Here is a 16,902-nt window from a genome sequence, read left to right as displayed (position 1 = left end):
TTCATAGAAATCTCCCCTGAGTTCAGGTTAGTAGAAAATTCTACTTATGAACACACCGATTTTTCGGGGGGATTACCAATACACTTCCCCGGAAATTACAATCAATGCAATAAAAATGCTTCTGGGGGAACTATTGGTAGAGGTTATGATATGGGACGAAGATTTAAATCTGAGATTTTATCAGATTTAAGAGCATCAGGAGTCCCCCAAAACCAAGCAGAAGAAATATCAAAAATCTCTATATTACAAGGATGCAGAGCCGCTGATTTTGTTAAAAAAAACAAAAGCAAAATAGGTGAGATAACTGAAATACAACAAATTAAACTTTTTTATATAACCTATGATAAATACGTTAAAAGGGCTATTGTTTTTTACAAAAATTCAAAGGAAGTAAATCTTTAGAAGGGAATAGACTAAACAGTAAGATAAGAGATGTTTTGTAGATCTCCTCTACCAAGGCTTGATGACAAAAGATATGGTAAGGTATTTTGAAGAAAACAAAAAAGAAGATGTGATAAATATGATAAGAAGAACAAAAGGAATAATGATGTACGAGAAAAATTGAAGAAGAATACAATACTTAACGAATGGAAATTGATTAAAATTTTTTATAAATAGTCATAAAAAAACCAATAAATGTAGTAAAAATATCTCTATATATTCTTTCTTTTCTCACAGCTACATGGGGTAGTTTTCTTATCTACCCTACTCAGTAAAGCTAATGGGGATAAAGATGCAGCTACTGTGGTTACTGCAATAGGAGCAATAGGAATGTTTTTCGTAACTCAGAGCCTAATGAATAGTTTTATGAGCAACAAAAAAGAAGATGGCACTCAGTAAAAAGATTGGTTACTCTGCTTGTGAAGAGTCGAATGTATACGAGTAGTCGCACTGGCTTTTGCTGGTGGTGTATGAATAGGTACCGCTTCCGTTTTCATCCTCACATAAACGACGCGACAATTATATGAAAGAATTTTTTACAATAAGATCAAAGTAATAACTTGAATACACCTGTGAGATTAAAGCCCCAAAAAGCCCAGCTATTCGCAAGGCTCTTTGTAATAAGGATATTTTTTCCCTTTGATAAAATCTTTTATATCTTTGTCATACCCATAAGAAAAATCACTCTTGGTTATCACTTTACAAATATCTAATTTATCCCCTCAGACGGTTTCAGGAGTGATGGGGTGACGCAGTAATTGGGGTTTGAGGGTCAACCGTGTAAAAAACCACGTAAAGAAGATAATTTGTTGTTTTAAATTGAATTTAATCAACTCCACATACTTTAAGAAAACCCGGCGAGCGCCAGGTTTGTTCTGAGGATTACTTTGCTTGGTTTTGTGCGGTTTCTTGTCTGACTTCGTCAATCGTGTCACGCATATTACTCAAACATTCTGCGGCTGGAGTTCCCGCCTTTTCCAGCACGGGTTCTGCCTTCGCGAAATACTCCTCAACCTGTGTCATTGTGGCATTCGTCATCAGTGGAATGCTGCATATCATTAATGTGCCAAAACGCTGCTGTAGGCGGTCTGGGCTCGTCTTAAACTGATTGGTGACGTCAAGCACCGCTACAGGCTCTTTAATCAGAGCCATGCTTATAGCGGTCGTCAGTTGTTCCGCGTGCTTGTCATCCAAGCTATCACCAATGCTTTTAATCTTCGCGGGCAATGCCTGCATTGTCACTGGGTCAGCGCTGACGACCCGATTAATGTAAGTGTTCCAATTACTTTCTGATGCCATACAGGAGGCCGAAAGAATACAAGTTGCGAGAACGATGCCACGGTGGATCATCTGACAACCTCTAACTTGTTATCACCGGAATGAATAATTTTTCCGCGTACTACCGGTCCCATGATTATGCAGCCCTCAGAGACGAATCCAGCGACTTTCGGCGGCTTCTTCTCGCCGTGGATACGGAACAGGGAGCGCCCGAAACTCTCGCCAGACGTTTGAGTCAGAGTGATTGTCATTGGCCCCTTTGAGTTTGTATAGCCGCCAATGCGATACGTTCCGCGAGGAATGGGCCCCATACCTTTAACGTGTTGCCGATCCGGGTTGTTTTTGTTGGTCAGATTCCCCGAATAGCCTTTACCCATTAACTTACCGTTGTGCCATAGTTCGCCGGTACTCTGGTGGTATATCCATGCCATGTGTTGTTCTCCTATGCCGCGCGGCGCTCTTTCCAGGAATCAGAATGAATAATATTGCCGTCGAGATGACAGATCATCTGTGGGGAGTGATAAGCCGTGAGCCAGTGCGGTTATCTCTATGCTTCCCTCGCGTTGCTGCACATCAACAGATCCTTTGACTGGATTTCTACCATCGGCCTTCAGCCATAAATAAACAGGTATAGCCATCCAACGAACTCCTTTTTCGTGATTAAGGGGGTAATTATCACCTTATGTTCCTTTATGGCGGAAACACTACTTTAGTTTTTATTGATTTAAATCAATAAAATGAGTTGCTGTTGATTTCCGTTTCAGACGGAAATAGGTAGCGCGGGATATACCCGTTTTCTCTGCCACAGTTTTAAATGACAGCCCCTGCCGGATGAGTCCGAGTGCTGACACCGTCGCACTGTGCGGTTTTCTGCCGAACTTCACACCGGACGCCATTGCAGCGACCCGTCCGTCAGGGCTGGCGCAGGCCATCATGGAGGTAGGTCGGGTAAACAAGACGCTGTATCTGCTTAATTATATCGATGATGAGGATTATCGCCGCCGCATCCTGATCCAACTGAATCGGGGAGAGGGGCATCATGCCGTAGCTCCAATCCGGCTTTGTCATTATTTATTCCTTATTCATTATCAATATCGAGCACCTGAATAGAGGCTCTGTATTGTTAACTCGCTGCGGCAGTATCAGTTGATGCTGCTGTATTCGTTACACCTAATGCAGATAGTGGCTCTTTCGACTCTTACACTGCTTTGATGGTGCGGGCTACTACATCTCTCTGTGCATATACGCGACCATATTGCTGAATGAACAGCTTATACTTGAATGTGTCGTTTTGAGTAAATGCCAATGCTTCGGTTACTGCTGCGGTGTCGTAATTGACAGTCTGTAGGAGTTCTAACGGGTTTTGCTGTGCTTCGGTAATACTAGTATCTACCATTGTCTTATCCTGAGGTTGATGGCATTAAACAGCACCCGATTTGATGCTCTGTGATGCACAGCTAAACTTTGTCGTACGTGGCGAGGAAAATGTCAGGCTTGCATGGGTAACACTCTCCTTTAACCCCCTTGATGAGGTAATCACCCACTGATGCGTGGTGACCACCTTCGAGGGTTCTAATCGTGAGTCCCGTAACATCACCGTAAGTTGCATCACGTCCTACAAAATTAAAAATTTCACAGCGGTTTTTACCCATCCATTGAATCGCCTCAATGATTACTGGCTTCTTGCGATATTGAGGCATGTTATACGCCCCAGTTTTCTTCGTTCACTAAACTAACTCCCAATCATATGCTAATACTGCAATGGTTGATGGCTTCCACTCAGTAGTCTTATCACTAAACAGCTTGAGGAATTGGGGATCCTGTAGTTGTCGTAATTCTTCCCCTTCTGCGCCTTGCTGGTAATACTCAACGGGTACACCTAGAGCGCGGCCATAAAGGGTTTCACTGTCTTTTGGTAGGAATCCTGCCTCAAGCTTTAAGGATTGCTCTTTAGCCCATACCTGACGGCGTACTGTGCGCCCTTCTATCATCGGGGTTTGAAGCCCAATGGAGCGGAAACGTACGTTAAGACCGTAACTATATGATTTTAATTCTATAAACTCGCTGGGCTATCAGACAGGTTTACGTTGATTTGATTTCCGGGTTTATTAACGCCGGAAGTGCCTGAAACTGCATGGATACTGGCATCAATGATAAGAATAAATAAAACCTACGTTTTCTTTACTCGCCTGTTCTGCTCAAAAAATACACTTAGCGTACGATCTCGTACGGTTGGGCTTCAGACCCCGACTACTACGCCATGTAAGGTAACTATCACTTGAGTCCAACCCTTACAGACACGACTTATCGCCACTGGCGGTAGCCATTGGTAACTGGAACTTTAGAGGAGGAGAGTCTTAATATTCATGGTGTGATAGGGCTACACTTAACGAACAGTTTTGGTAACTGCTAGGAACCAGACTTCGTAATCTAATCCTATCGCCCTAGAATAACCGCAGTCGTTGAAAAGGAAGGTTAGATAAACTCCCCCACCGAGGCTCAGTTGAGCACAAAAAAACAGTGCGGCAAAAAGTGTATAGTCCGGGCCGAAGGCTGAGGGTGTGGAATGGATTGGTTGATATGCCATCATCCCAGCCAGAGTGTGGTGCTGAAAATTAATGCCTAAACCTGATCCCCCGTAAAAATAAATAGCGCAATGGAGATCGTACTTCTCGACACCTAGCACCACTACAGGTGCGTCGCGATCAACCAATCACCGACACCCCCACCACTTCGGTCACCCACTATCCTAACTGTTGAAGATTTTAAGCGACACTTGCGGCGGTTTTGACTGCTTAGATCGAAATTTCGCGAGGCTGACGGAGATCTTTATACCGGGTTTCAAGCTTAGGGAGGATCGCTGGGATCTCAGGGCGTAATACTAGAATGATCAGATCTCTAAATACCTCATCGATAAGAAGCCTTAGATTCTACGCTCACAGCCCAACTAGGATGGAGTACGTTTGGCTCAAAGGGATTATTGAAGCTTAATAAACGGCGATTTAGTACCAAAACCTTAAGGGAATAAGGTAGTAAGACGACGGCCGCCATCCACGCTAGCATGACGGCCAGAAGGGATTAGAAAATCGATAACGGATACTGCGCAATCAGCCGGATTTCATTACCGCCAGCGTTGTAATCTGACGCATCAGAGGAAACACGTAGTACCGAGTAACGAATCCCTAACTGAAGATCTTTAGCAAAACCCGATGGGATCTTGTATTGGACCTGATTAAAGAACTCATGCTCATGGCCATTGCTTGAGGCCGAGGTTTTAATATTATCGCCTCGCACATAGGCCACGTCATAACGTAAGCCTTCGATTCCTAAACCTGCCAGATCCACTGAATACGCGGCTTGCCAAGAGCGTTCATCTTCACCGTTGAAGTCAGACCAATAGGAGTTCGCTAACCAAATAGTGTTACCGCCATCGCCAATACCACCTTTATTACGGTAGCCGCCATACATATAGCCACTGCTTCCAGTATTTTGCTGGTAAGCGATTTTAAGCGTATGAATATCGTAGGTGTAACTCGCCGCTAAGCTCCAAATGGTATTGCTACGTCCGCTACTAATGCTCTCTGCGTAAGACTTATCTAAGCGAGAGTTATAACCATTGAAATCCCACACCATCTTCTGCTTTTCGGTGAAAGGTTGGGTGTAGGTAAACCCTAAATACTGTTTATTGTCGACGTCTTGCACATGTGATGCATAAGCGGATGCCGTAAATTGGTCATTAAAGGCATATTTCACGCCACCAAAGGCAATATTATCCAAGCCAGTGTCGTGGCTTTCAGCACTTTTACGCTGCTCGGCGGTAAAATAGCCACCAGTGATATCAAGCCCGTCGATCTCCTGTGAATCCAGCATAAAACCGGTATAGGTTTCCGCTAAAAGACGAGAACTGTCCGAGGTTAAAATAGGAAGTGTTGGCTGTTGAGTACCGTAACTGAAAACGGTATTTGAAAAACGCATTTTCGCCGTGGCACCCAATTTCGCTAACTCTTTTTTCGCGCGGCCATCACTGTCTTGCGAAAAGTAGTCAATTCCCCCTGCACCACTCCGTCCGCGTCCACCATCAAGACGTACCGCATATTGACCGATAGCATCGACACCAAAGCCTACGGCGCCTTGAGTAAAGCCCGAACGATAAGTCCCAATAAAGGCTTGGCCCCATTCACGGCGCGTGCGCACTCCCTCATCTTTATAATTACGATTAATCATCGCATTTTTAATCAATAGATCGAGGTGGCTATCTTCGATGAAGCCGTTACTTTCCTGTTGAGACGCCGCAAAAGCAGGTTGGGCAACCAATATCGCTAAAAAAGAAAAAGAAAAAACCTTGTTCACTGTGTCTGCCTATAATGTAAATTTATATGAATTTTTATATGGAGATTTTACTTACTTTGACAATCTAGCATCATTAATAACGTTTTAAAAAGTATTAAAATTATTTTTTTATTCTTTTTTTAGATAATTACCATCCTGGAATTGCGCCACCTTTAAACAAGGTTTCTGCGGCCTTCGCCACTTCTGGCGACTGATAAGCCTTCACAAATTCCTGCACGTTTTTGGCCTGGCGATGATCTTCGCGACTGACCACAATGTTGACATAGGGGGAGTTTTTATCTTCGATAAATATGTTATCGCGTAGTGGCGACAACCCCGTTTGTTGAATATAGGTCGTACTGATAATGGCGATAGCAACCTTAGGGTCATCCAGTACGTGCGGTAACTGTGCCCCTTCTAGCTGGAGGATAGTCAGCTGCCGAGGATTTTTCGTAATATCCAGTATTGTGGGTAAAAGTCCTTTGCCCGGCGCTAAGGTTAATAGTCCCTGTTTTTCCAGTAGCAGTAACGCGCGCCCTAAGTTAGTCGGATCATTAGGCACCGCGACCGTGGCATGATCTTGCAGTTGTGCCACCGAATGAATTTTACGTGAGTAAGCCGCAATCGGGAAAACGAAGGTGTTGCCTACCGCGACTAAATGGTAACCGTGGGCAGCGTTATCTTGTGCAAGGAAAGGACGGTGTTGAAAGACATTGGCATCAAGCTCGCCTTGGTTAGTCGCATCATTAGGCAGAATCGACCCACTAAAACTCACCAATTGAACGGTTAAGCCATATTTCTCTTTAGCAACCTGCTTGGCCACTTCGGCGACCTGCTCTTCGGCTCCGGTTATCACGCCAACCTTTATTTGTGACATATCTTCTGGTGCTTTATCACAGGCAGCTAGCAAACAGGTAGCGAGTAGCAATGGCAGTAATCTTATGTGATGCATCATGGATCCTCAAAGTTCATCATCGCGAGTGGTTATTATGGATGTGCGGGCATCTAGACATCCAAATAAATCTACTGAATCTTCGAGACTGATGCAAGAGAAAGTGGGGGTGAAGTGGTTATCGCAATACCGACCAAAACGCCTATGGAAGGCCAGAATGACCCGCTTGGATAGCGCCGTTCTCGTCTTATATCGATTATTGCTAAGCTCTACGCTTATCGTCTTTTAACAAAAAAACCGGTTGCTGCTAGGCTCAACCCCTTCAATCATAATTCGCGATTGCGATAGGTTGGTATGATGTCGTTGGACGCTGAGGAATTTACGACTTACCTGATCAATTTTCGCCAAGAACTTAGCCGTTTTCCGGAGCTTTCAACAGAAGAATTTGAGACCACTCGCCGTATTCGTCATCAACTTGAACACCACCAGATACGCGTTTTGAATTTTCCACTCAACACTGGATGAGTGGCCGAAGTCGGTCCCCAACAAGGCCCGCTCTTCGTTATTCGCTCAGATATTGATGCTCTGTCAATAGAAGAGCAAGCTGATGTCAGTTTCCGGTCAGAACACCCTGGTATCATGCATGCCTGTGGTCACGATTTTTACAGTGCCGCTGCACTGGGTACCGCGATCATTTTAAAGCAACAAGAGGCCCAGCTTTCGGGCCGAGTTCGTATATTGTTTTAAGCCGCCGAAGAGATTGGCGTAGGGGCGCGGGAGATTATCGCGACCGGTGCGCTACGCGGTGCCTTCGCCATCGTCGGTATTCATAACAACCCCTCTTTACCTGCCAGGACTATCGGCTGTAAGGCCGGTCCATTAACCGCTGCCGTGGACCGTTTTGCTATTACCGTTCAAGGTATCGGCAGCCATACTGCGAAACCAGAACAGAGTCTCGATCCTATCGTCATCGCCAGCCAATTAGTCTCTAGCCTACAAACCATCATTAGCCGCAATACGCCGTCAGCGGATAATGCCGTCGTCTCCATTACTGCCTTGTGGCAGCGAAGCTGCAAAATGCGACATCTGACTTTTTTGATCTGGATCGGAGTAAAAGCCACTCACCTGTGAAATGGTTGCCATAGTGATTACCCATTGATGATTCATGGAGTTAGGATGTTGTCACAGGAGCAGGCTTTTGATGACTGGGACGAGCCCTGTTACCGGGGATGACCGATACGGGGCGTTTAGGATTTGCCATTCAACTAAAATTCCGACAGGTATATGCCATTACCCTGAATTATTAAACGGTTTCTCGTCAGGTGTTGTGCATGCTATTGCTGAGCAGATCGGATGCGCTTCTATATACCTTGAAAACGACCCGCTTCAGGGACGACAGGCTCAGCGGCACCGCCAGAATATTAGTCTCTATCTGGGTGTCAGGCTCCCTGATAAGACTGATATAGCAAGGCTCAGCGCCTGCTTAACCGAATTTATTCTCCCGATAAATCCACAGGCTGTACACGGCAGCGAACTTGTTACTGACTGGTGTCAGGAACAGCAGATTGACCGGCCGGCTGCCGAGCACCTGGAGCGGCTTATACGTTCAGCCGTACACCAGTGCGTAACAAAACAACAAAACATCTTATTTACCCGACTTTCACTCGACAGTAAGGTTGCCATCAATCATTTACTATCAGCCGAAGCACCGGGCACTGCCAGAATAAACGAAGTCACCTTCAGTGGCCTCAAAGCTGACCTGGGAAGGCCCGGTCTGGGAATAGCTGTGAGTGCTGTGGCCCGTGAATTTAATACCACCCGACAGACTATTCTCAGGGTAAAGGCCGGAAACTCAACAAATTAAGAAAATCATTTGCTAACACTGTCGTTAAAAGTAGGCCCAGAGGTTTCGACCAGAGATATAAAATCCTATGAGGGCAAGGTAGTTAATTTTTTTTAATAAATCAAAAAGGAAAGGAGATTAAGGATGAGTAAGAGAAATGATATTATTGATGGCCGGCAAAGTCGTCTTAAATATGGCCTTATATATACTGAAGTCCTTGGATGGATTGATCTCGGTCATGCTCAGGGGACTGATATAAGAACGCTGTTGAGAAGTATTGATTCTGGAGAATATGCAGGCAAGGAACGCTACGACGTTACCTATTCTCAGTCTATGATTGATCCGACAAAAACGATGAAAATGGGTAAATTTATTACCTGGCGTATCAAACGCGGTCGTTCGTATTTCGAACGCAGAAGCATTGCGCTGGCAATGATGATGTCACTGGCCAAGAAGTTTGAAGGATTGCAGGCATCATTCCCCATCAATTGCGTTACAGACAGTGGCTTCAGCGGAGAAGATCTGGTGTCAGATTTGTTGGGTTTTTACCGTGTTGTCACCATGGCTAATCCCTTTGAACTTCTGCGTCCAGTTAGCAAAGCAGAGGCGCTAAAAAGATGGGATTATTACGGTAAGATCGGCTCCTGGAAAAATTATTCCTTTTTGCCACTTTTATTCCCCGACCCTGAAAAATTCCCCAATGCGAGGCCTCGCAAAGGTTTACTGCCGAATTTTATGACGACAGTCAGACCGTGGAATGACTTCCATTCGGGGATAGTTGGTATCGTCAACGCTGATGGTTCATATATAGACAAAGCTAAAGGGGGTACATTACCCTATGCGTAAGTCACTTAAGGTATTCGGTGGTGCAATTATCGTTATTGCTATTGCTCTCACCTATGCCTGGCCATGGGTTAAAATGGAGTTTTCCGGCAACGCTCACTATACCGAGCAGGATAAACGGGAGTATGATTTTTATACTCCTGACATACTAAGAAAAATGCCGCGAATTTCCGCCCGTTATTCCTTTGATTTTGCAAACATAACAGGACCTGCGACGCATGTGTATGCAGTGAAATTCTACGATACGAAAGATACCAGTAAAATAGAAGATTATCTGACGTCCATAGGATATAAGCGGGCTGAATGTGACTTTGAGTCAGCGTGTTGGCGTAAAACTGATCCTAAGGAATCTGTTTATGTCGGCGCTTTGAATGGTGAGAAAACCGTAATTGTGCAGGTTGTCTACAATTTCACATAATCATTTTCGACTGGTTATTGCATAATCAGCTGAGGGCATAATAATCAGAGCTACGTCGGCAGCTCTGGCTGTGTAAAACGCGACATTATGATAAAGAGCAAATGTCGCGTTTTGTAGCTTCGCTCCCATCAGGCCATTACCCAATTTCACAGTAGCAGTGCCTGGAACATCATTCCTGATAAGGCATGGTTAGAAGGTACAGTAAGGAGCTTTTCAGCGCAGGCTCGTCAATTAATTGAACAACGCTTTCAACAAATAGTGGCGGGATTTTCTACCGCCTTTGCATTGCAGATCGATTTACGCTGGGAGGCAGGCCCCCCCTCAGTGGTAAACGATCCCCACTGGGCCACATTCGCTTTAGAGCAGGCGACACAAAGCGGATTCACCGCAAAACAGGTCGAGGCGAGTCCTATCGGAGAGGATTTTTCTTATTATCTTCAGCAGACGCCAGGGGCATTCATTATGGTGGGGACGGGTGAGCCCTATGCCTTACATCACCCTGCATTTCGCATTAATGACCAAGTCCTGCTTCCGACTGCTCATTACCTAGCGAAATTGGCTATCGGTGGATTAACACTTGCCCAATAATAATTCAGCCCCCAACTGGGGGCTGATAGCAGATTAATGCGAGACGTCTGCGCCGAAGTATTTCTGAGAGATTTTTTGATAAGTACCGTCTTTCTTCAGTTCAGACAATGCGGTATTGATCGCAGTTTGCAACGAGGCATCATCCTTACGCATTAATACGCCAGAAGCACTCGCGTTATCTTCTGAGGCCACCACTTTCACTGGTGCGTTTGCGCGGTGTTTTTTAAAGTCGAGATAAGAGAGGTTATCGTTGACCGTGGCGTCTGCGCGGCCCTGTACCACTAAGTCGACAGCTTGGTTAAAGCCATCAGTATTCACTAGCTGCGCACCATATTGACGGGCAATTTGTGCATAGTTACTGGTGAGCGATTGCGCGGAGTTCTTTCCTTTAAGATCACTGAATTGATGAATCGTGTCGTTATCACTTTTCACTATGAGTACCGCTTTCGAGGCAATATACGGCGCTGAAAAAGCATATTTTTTCTGACGCTCTGGACTAATCCCGACTTCATTGATCACCACATCGTAGCGTTTCGCATCCAACCCAGCGATAAGACCATCCCATTTACTTTCCACGAAAACAGGCTTTACCTTAAGCTGTTTAGCAATCGCTTCACCGATCTCTACATCAAAGCCAGTGAGATCCCCAGAAATAGTATGAAAAGTGAAAGGCGCATAAGTCCCCTCAGTACCTATCTTTAACTGGCCAGAGGATTTCACATTGGCAAGGGTGTCTGCCATCGCTGTGCTCGCAAATCCTAGAGGAACTAACATGGCTGCTACTGCTAAATAATTCTTTTTCATGACAACTCCAGGTCAAATTAAGTTGGGGTGCCTACAGGGAGGCCTTCCGTTAAGGTGGCAATATACTCTGCCGTACGTGCTTTTTGTGGGGAATGAAAAAGAGTTGCCGAGTCAGCCGTTTCCACGATCTCTCCCGCTTCAAGAAAAATGGTCTGATTCGCGACCGAAGCCGCTAAACGCAGATCGTGCGTCGCCATCAACATCGTTGTCCCCTCATTGGCAAGCTGGCGGAGCACTGAAACTACTTCCGCCGCGAGTTCAGGATCCAATGCTGAAGTTGGCTCATCACATAACAGCACTTGTGGCGAGGGGGCAAGCGCTCGGGCAATAGCAACGCGTTGCTGCTGTCCCCCCGATAATGTTGCAGGCAACACATTTCGTTTATGAATAAGGCCGACTTTCTCAAGCAATGCCTCCGCTCGCGCGATGGCCTCCGCTTTGGGTAGGCGATGAACAACAATTAAGCCTTCTGTAATATTTTCAATCACGGTTTTGTGCGGGAATAAGGCGAAATTTTGAAAGACCATTCCGGTTTGTCGACTGATCTTTTGGATGTCTCGCGTACGGGGTGGTTTTTGACTAAACACCAGTTGCGCGTCACCGAGTTGCATCTGACCGGACTGAGGAATTTCCAGTAAGTTAACACAACGTAATAGGGTGCTTTTTCCGCTTCCTGAAGGGCCAATCAGTGCGGTAACTGAACCTTTGGGCAGCGTTAAACTGATATCCTTCAGCACATGGTTGTCCTGAAAATATTTGTTAATCCCCTGTAATGAAATCATCTCGCTATACTCCTGTCACGGTTTCTCGTGAGAAATGCTTTTCAAGCTTATTTTGTAATACAGATAAAATCGTGCTGAAAAACAGATAGATAAGCGCGGCTTCGATATACAGAATCAACGGTTGGTAGGTTACCGCCGCAATACGTTGCGCGGCTAAAAACATCTCAGGAACCGTAATCACCGAGGCCAACGAGGTATCTTTTACTAACGAAATAAAGGTATTAGAGAGTGGCGGAACGGCAATTCTGGCCGCTTGCGGCAGAATAATCCGTACCAATGCTTGGCGCCAACTCATACCAATAGAGTGCGCGGCTTCCCACTGGCTGACCGGGACAGATTTAATGGTCGCGCGAATGATCTCAGAGGAGTAGGCACCGATATTCAGGGTAAAACCGATCACCGCCGCTGGAAAGGCGGATATCGTGATCCCGACACTGGGTAAGGCGTAGAATATTAAGAATAGCTGCACTAACAGAGGGGTTCCTCGGAACAACCAGACATAAAAGCGCACAAAATATTGTAAAGGCTTTGGCCCATATAGGCGTGCAAGGGCGACCAAAAAACCAAGCGATAAGCCCAGCACAAAGGCCAGTAGCGTTAAGGGTATTGTAAAAGTCAATCCGGCATGTAGCATTGGCCAGAATGATTCCGCGGCAAGATTCAGCCAATCTGGCACAGTCCACCTTCCATTGAAATAGGTTAAAAAATCAAAACTATCATTAGCGATAGCAACTCTCTCTATTTTAAGCAGGAAATGGAAGGAGGGAAATATCATTTAGATATTGATTTAGAACAAGTGTTAACTCTCTATGCTTTTTCTGCCCAAACTGTTGAAAAAGCGGTTTTGTGCACATTTCCCCTAAAAGGGCCCTATCAAGAGTTAAAATCGTTAGCTAACATGCTGTTATGTTTTTAAATCACGCTCCATCTAGACCAGAAATTGCGGCTTGCTCCTTAAAAGAATAATTCCCACATAACATAATAGGGGTCTGACGCTCAATGGAATGAACACTCACGTTAAGCAATATTAACCTCCTCTGTCGCCTCTTTTAATAGCCTCAGAGGCCCTTTTGTCACTTGTACTGCCAGCGTAAAAGTATAATGGTCGAGCATATGGATATGTTCGTAATAACGCGGGGAAAGGCTTGCGCTATCTTCATCATTAACTATTTCGCCTTACGCCCGAAGATGATCCAGCGTAGCCTGCATAGAGAGGGTGTTCTACAGCACTATTGCGTCAGTCACCAGCCCCGGCGCATTAAGCTTATCTTCCTAGCCGTCGCTATATCGCTTGCTTATTTCACCTTTCTGACCATGACAAACTGCTCTGGCAACAGCGTGGTGACTCTCCCCGCTGTTCAGTTAGGTCAGAATGCGGCGGCGATAGACCTCATCATCAATATAATGAGATAAATACAGCGTGTTATTGATTCTCGCCACCTCGATAATTGCCTGCGTAAGTCCGGACGGTCGTTCACTTTTCAGTAATGAGCGAATCAGCACCGATGACTGAACTTTACCCAATTTCAGCGAACCTGCGGTCCGGGTCACTGGTTGAAACGCGGGCATAGCTATAAAGTGTCATGTTGCTAAAAGTGTCTCGTTAGACTTTAGGTTAGGAAACGTAACTTGCAGATGAGACAAAAACAACCCAAATGAGACAGCAAAACTGTCTCACCGGATTGCCTGCTTTGGGTTTACCTATATGAGACGATCATCGTGTCAGATATAATCTCTTAACCTAGTTTAACGCCCCATCATATTTCCAGTATCGCATGGAGTCGTGATCTGAAGCACCTCCCTGACCGGCATATGCTCCCATTTCGGCTGAGTGACCACTGGCCACTACACGCAGACAACGATTATCGTTGCCTGAATCAGCTTTATATTTATTTTTTAACAGAATGTAGCCAGTACCAGAATCGACCACACTCCAATATCCCATGGAGTCGTAATCAGAAGCACCTCCCTGACCAGTACACGCGCCCATTTCAGTCGAGTTACCACTGGCCAATACACGCAGACAGCGATTATCGTTGCCTGAATCACCCTTATATTTATTTTTTATCAGATAATAACCACTGTTTGTCTTACTAAATTGCCACTGTCTCATCGAGGCATAATCACTGCCTTGTCCATTACATCCCCCCATTTCCGCAGAATTATTATTATTAAATACTCTGAGACACCGATTATCATTACCTGAATCCCCCTTATACTTGTTAACAATCGTTGAATACGTAGGTTTAGGAACCGGCTGAGTATCCGTTACTTTTACATCAGTGCTATCAGGAATATTTGAAGCGCTGAACACAGTATTAACGCAGTTGCCAGTTTTAGGAACACTACCCTTTACTGGATTTCCAGAATATTTATTACCGTCAAGGTAACCTGTCACTTCGCCATATGTTGCACTGACTTTTTGTGTACATCCGGCATGAAGATAGGCCTCAATAAATCCGCCATCCTTTATTTTGAATAAACCAGCCCCTGCACTTAATGGTATAGTGAAGCTGCCAATGTGGGCTATTTTCTGATTAGTGCTGTCATCATAGACATCGCCAGAATAGTAATACACATCATTATTTTTGAGGGATACTGATAGTCTGTTGCTATAAAATCGTCCTGGTTCAACCTCAAACTGTATAGAGCAACTGACTCCATCTCCACCGTCTGCACCATAAACACAATTTCCGTCTTCAGTTTTGGCCGCGCGATTAAACGAGCTAAAAACAGACTGGTAAGTATGCTTTCCTGACACTCTCGGAGGCTTGGGCTGGAATCCTGTGTAAGGGCGACTGCCCCCGGTTAACGTAGTGTAGTAAGCAAAATACAATCCGCTCGCATCAGGGGTAAGTGAAAAGGACATCGGGAAGTGAAGCTCGTTAACTCCGGATGAAGGGGCGTCCTTCAGGGACCAACTTATCCGTGGTGTCGAAGCTTAGGAAGTATTTGCAAAAAAATATGCGGCTATGGCAATGGTACATACACTTAACTTTCTCATAACAAACTCCTCCATATAGAGATTATTAAAAAACATAACATTCTGAATTTACTGTAATTTATATGAAAATAGCAGGATAATCCTCCCGAAAAATCGGTGTGTGAATAAGTAGAATTTTCTACTAACCTGAATTAGCGGGATTTCTATGAAAAGATCACGTTTTACTAACAGCCAGATCATCGCCATGCTTAAGCAGGGTGAAGCGGGTACTCCTGTTCCTGAACTATGCCGGGAGCCTGAGCACCAGAGATCACGGCAATGATAACCCTGCACAGAAAGCTTCTTTCACACGCTGAGAGTTCAATGTATTCACGACGAGCGCTTTGTCAGTCGGGAAACCATGCGGGCAACAGTGTTTAATGATATCGAGTGCGATGACAATTGTTGGCGTCGACACGCTGTCTGTGTCGGCCTCAGCCCGGAACAATTTGAAAACCAGACCCTGCCTTAGGACCCTATCCACATTACTCGGGGTAGGAGCATCCCCCCTTACCCATTTTGGGATAAGGGGGGTTAGTTTTTTTACTGGAATTTATTATTACTAGCCATTTTATATTACAACATTAAGGATAAACAATATTTACAACAGCCGTACTGTTCAACGTTCCTTGGGACAATTTTTTCTTATCCCAAACATAATAATAAGCGCCAAGAGGGATACTAAAATGACTGTTTAAGTTATTATTACTTGGAATGGAAAAAATAGATGTGCCGTTTCCCTTAACTGTTTGAGAAGTAGAAAAAATAAGTGGTTTACTCATGTCCTTAATATTGACAACACGAAAGCCAACACCTTTTGCTGAGTTATTACTATTATCGATAAGAGTCATTTGATCTGTAGGGAGTAAAGTGGAGCTTGATAAAAAAATATCGATAGCTCTATCAGTTTTATTATTAGATCCTAAATTATTACAACTAAAATTAAGATTAAATGAGGTAAACCCAGGTGTGGGTTGACTAGCAACCTGCTGAATACTTAATTTCGGAAGGTTTATCGTGATCCCAGAGTTGGTTAAACTACAGGAGGTGGACTTAGGGGCGTAAGTCAATATCATCGGTTGAGAATACATATTTCTTTCATCATAAGGCCAATAGAATCCATTTAGTAGCCAAGTGGCAATTTTGTATAATTGCCTCAAGGGCCACATGATGGTTTCTAAAAAAGAAAGCCCACTAAGATCAGTTAATATGAGTGTGTCGGGTAAGTTTACGACGTTACCGGATGATGACTTTCCCTCTTTATCTATAAGGGAAAATTTAATCGTTAATGGAACATTTAATTGACGTGCATCAATCGTGCGGCTTCCAGAGAGTGTCTTATTATCCATTTTATTGGTTATCTCTGCTAGAACTTTATATTTTCCATTACTGAAACTCACAATGGTTTTATATATGCTTTGGTTAACTAATAATGGTGTATACAAAAAAGTGCTACTCGAGGTTGTGCAAGTAAAAGCGCCATAAAATGTGGTGTTGACAGTGGTTGTCCACGTGGGGGATTGCGCCGACAACTTGTCTGATAGATCTATCGATATCGGTGATGAGTGCTGTAATACATGATTAGTAAAACAGGTAGCATTAGACGTCACACTAAAAAATAATATCAAAAGAAATATTAAGTACTTCATTCTATTTTCTCACTGTGCATAGATTAATACTATTATTCATTTCATATCTTTC

16 protein-coding genes and 8 pseudogenes are annotated in these 16,902 nt (G+C 44.4%); 9 read left to right on the top strand and 15 right to left on the bottom strand.

Going from position 1 to position 16,902, the window contains the following annotated elements; all coding sequences use genetic code 11:
* A partial coding sequence (locus tag HH682_RS14605) for a pesticin C-terminus-like muramidase (protein ID WP_250318720.1) occupies positions 1-402 on the top strand: 402 nt, incomplete at its 5' end.
* Positions 403-1,323: 921 nt separating this feature from the next.
* On the opposite strand, the gene HH682_RS14600 is transcribed toward HH682_RS14605, so the two are convergent.
* From HH682_RS14600 to HH682_RS15895, 3 genes and pseudogenes are all read right to left on the bottom strand, one after another.
* On the bottom strand, positions 1,324-1,791 hold the full coding sequence (locus tag HH682_RS14600) for a hypothetical protein (RefSeq protein ID WP_214238247.1): 468 nt from the start codon (positions 1,789-1,791) through the stop codon (positions 1,324-1,326).
* Positions 1,788-2,150: a tlde1 domain-containing protein gene (locus tag HH682_RS14595; RefSeq protein ID WP_214238246.1), complete on the bottom strand. Its 363-nt coding sequence runs from the start codon at positions 2,148-2,150 to the stop codon at positions 1,788-1,790. The genes HH682_RS14600 and HH682_RS14595 overlap by 4 nt, the downstream gene beginning before the upstream one ends.
* Positions 2,151-2,222: 72 nt before the next feature.
* Positions 2,223-2,357 (bottom strand): annotated as a pseudogene (locus HH682_RS15895) (type VI secretion system tube protein Hcp); the annotation flags it as partial.
* Between the two features lie 256 nt (positions 2,358-2,613).
* Between HH682_RS15895 and HH682_RS14590 the strand changes: the two are divergent.
* Positions 2,614-2,769: pseudogene (locus HH682_RS14590) on the top strand (Tn3 family transposase); the annotation flags it as partial.
* Positions 2,770-2,917: 148 nt separating this feature from the next.
* Here HH682_RS14590 and HH682_RS14585 read toward each other — a convergent pair.
* From HH682_RS14585 to HH682_RS14560, 6 genes are all read right to left on the bottom strand, one after another.
* The gene (locus HH682_RS14585; RefSeq protein ID WP_214238245.1) at positions 2,918-3,115 is read right to left on the bottom strand and encodes a DUF2560 family protein; all 198 of its coding nucleotides are present in this window, start codon (positions 3,113-3,115) and stop codon (positions 2,918-2,920) included.
* Between the two features lie 61 nt (positions 3,116-3,176).
* A complete protein-coding gene (locus HH682_RS14580) occupies positions 3,177-3,419 on the bottom strand; it encodes a hypothetical protein (protein WP_214238244.1) in 243 nt (80 codons plus the stop codon).
* Positions 3,420-3,446: 27 nt separating this feature from the next.
* Complete coding sequence (locus tag HH682_RS14575; RefSeq protein WP_214238243.1) at positions 3,447-3,710, bottom strand: Thoeris anti-defense Tad2 family protein; 264 nt, start codon at positions 3,708-3,710, stop codon at positions 3,447-3,449.
* A gap of 395 nt (positions 3,711-4,105) precedes the next feature.
* Complete coding sequence (locus tag HH682_RS14570) at positions 4,106-4,432, bottom strand: hypothetical protein (protein WP_214238242.1); 327 nt, start codon at positions 4,430-4,432, stop codon at positions 4,106-4,108.
* A 365-nt stretch (positions 4,433-4,797) separates the two neighbouring features.
* Positions 4,798-6,069: an OprD family outer membrane porin gene (locus HH682_RS14565; protein ID WP_214238241.1), complete on the bottom strand. Its 1,272-nt coding sequence runs from the start codon at positions 6,067-6,069 to the stop codon at positions 4,798-4,800.
* Between the two features lie 127 nt (positions 6,070-6,196).
* Complete coding sequence (locus HH682_RS14560; protein ID WP_214238240.1) at positions 6,197-7,003, bottom strand: MetQ/NlpA family lipoprotein; 807 nt, start codon at positions 7,001-7,003, stop codon at positions 6,197-6,199.
* Between the two features lie 294 nt (positions 7,004-7,297).
* Here HH682_RS14560 and HH682_RS14555 point away from each other — a divergent pair.
* The 5 genes and pseudogenes from HH682_RS14555 to HH682_RS14535 all read left to right on the top strand — a co-directional run.
* Positions 7,298-7,999: pseudogene (locus tag HH682_RS14555) on the top strand (amidohydrolase); the annotation flags it as partial.
* Positions 8,000-8,098: 99 nt separating this feature from the next.
* Positions 8,099-8,744 (top strand): annotated as a pseudogene (locus HH682_RS14550) (DUF4158 domain-containing protein); the annotation flags it as partial.
* Positions 8,745-8,927: 183 nt separating this feature from the next.
* The gene (locus tag HH682_RS14545) at positions 8,928-9,629 is read left to right on the top strand and encodes a hypothetical protein (protein WP_214238239.1); all 702 of its coding nucleotides are present in this window, start codon (positions 8,928-8,930) and stop codon (positions 9,627-9,629) included.
* Complete coding sequence (locus HH682_RS14540; RefSeq protein ID WP_214238238.1) at positions 9,622-10,044, top strand: hypothetical protein; 423 nt, start codon at positions 9,622-9,624, stop codon at positions 10,042-10,044. The genes HH682_RS14545 and HH682_RS14540 overlap by 8 nt, the downstream gene beginning before the upstream one ends.
* Positions 10,045-10,176: 132 nt before the next feature.
* Positions 10,177-10,632: pseudogene (locus HH682_RS14535) on the top strand (M20/M25/M40 family metallo-hydrolase); the annotation flags it as partial.
* A gap of 33 nt (positions 10,633-10,665) precedes the next feature.
* On the opposite strand, the gene HH682_RS14530 reads toward HH682_RS14535, so the two are convergent.
* The 5 genes and pseudogenes from HH682_RS14530 to HH682_RS14510 form a co-directional block, all read right to left on the bottom strand.
* Positions 10,666-11,436, bottom strand: a complete 771-nt coding sequence (locus tag HH682_RS14530; protein ID WP_214238237.1) for an amino acid ABC transporter substrate-binding protein — start codon at positions 11,434-11,436, stop codon at positions 10,666-10,668.
* 17 nt (positions 11,437-11,453) lie between these two features.
* Positions 11,454-12,218: an amino acid ABC transporter ATP-binding protein gene (locus HH682_RS14525; protein ID WP_214238236.1), complete on the bottom strand. Its 765-nt coding sequence runs from the start codon at positions 12,216-12,218 to the stop codon at positions 11,454-11,456.
* A 4-nt stretch (positions 12,219-12,222) separates the two neighbouring features.
* Positions 12,223-12,894, bottom strand: a complete 672-nt coding sequence (locus HH682_RS14520) for an amino acid ABC transporter permease (protein ID WP_338049357.1) — start codon at positions 12,892-12,894, stop codon at positions 12,223-12,225.
* Positions 12,895-13,235: 341 nt separating this feature from the next.
* Positions 13,236-13,763 (bottom strand): annotated as a pseudogene (locus HH682_RS14515) (Tn3 family transposase); the annotation flags it as partial.
* 196 nt (positions 13,764-13,959) lie between these two features.
* Positions 13,960-15,087 carry an RICIN domain-containing protein gene (locus tag HH682_RS14510; protein ID WP_214238235.1) on the bottom strand — a complete coding sequence of 376 codons (1,128 nt, stop codon included), beginning with the start codon at positions 15,085-15,087 and terminating at the stop codon, positions 13,960-13,962.
* 280 nt (positions 15,088-15,367) lie between these two features.
* Here HH682_RS14510 and HH682_RS16055 point away from each other — a divergent pair.
* Both HH682_RS16055 and HH682_RS14505 read left to right on the top strand, forming a co-directional pair.
* Positions 15,368-15,457 (top strand): annotated as a pseudogene (locus HH682_RS16055) (transposase); the annotation flags it as partial.
* Positions 15,444-15,673 (top strand): annotated as a pseudogene (locus HH682_RS14505) (IS3 family transposase); the annotation flags it as partial. The pseudogenes HH682_RS16055 and HH682_RS14505, both read left to right, overlap by 14 nt.
* A gap of 112 nt (positions 15,674-15,785) precedes the next feature.
* Here HH682_RS14505 and HH682_RS14500 read toward each other — a convergent pair.
* Entirely contained in the window at positions 15,786-16,646 is an 861-nt protein-coding gene (locus HH682_RS14500; RefSeq protein ID WP_214238234.1) for a fimbrial protein, read from the bottom strand.
* Positions 16,647-16,902: the final 256 nt, after the last annotated feature.

The organism is Rosenbergiella gaditana, from assembly GCF_018494065.1.
Classification (GTDB): Bacteria; Pseudomonadota; Gammaproteobacteria; order Enterobacterales; family Enterobacteriaceae; genus Rosenbergiella; species Rosenbergiella gaditana.
This window is presented reverse-complemented; position numbering and strand designations above follow the sequence as displayed.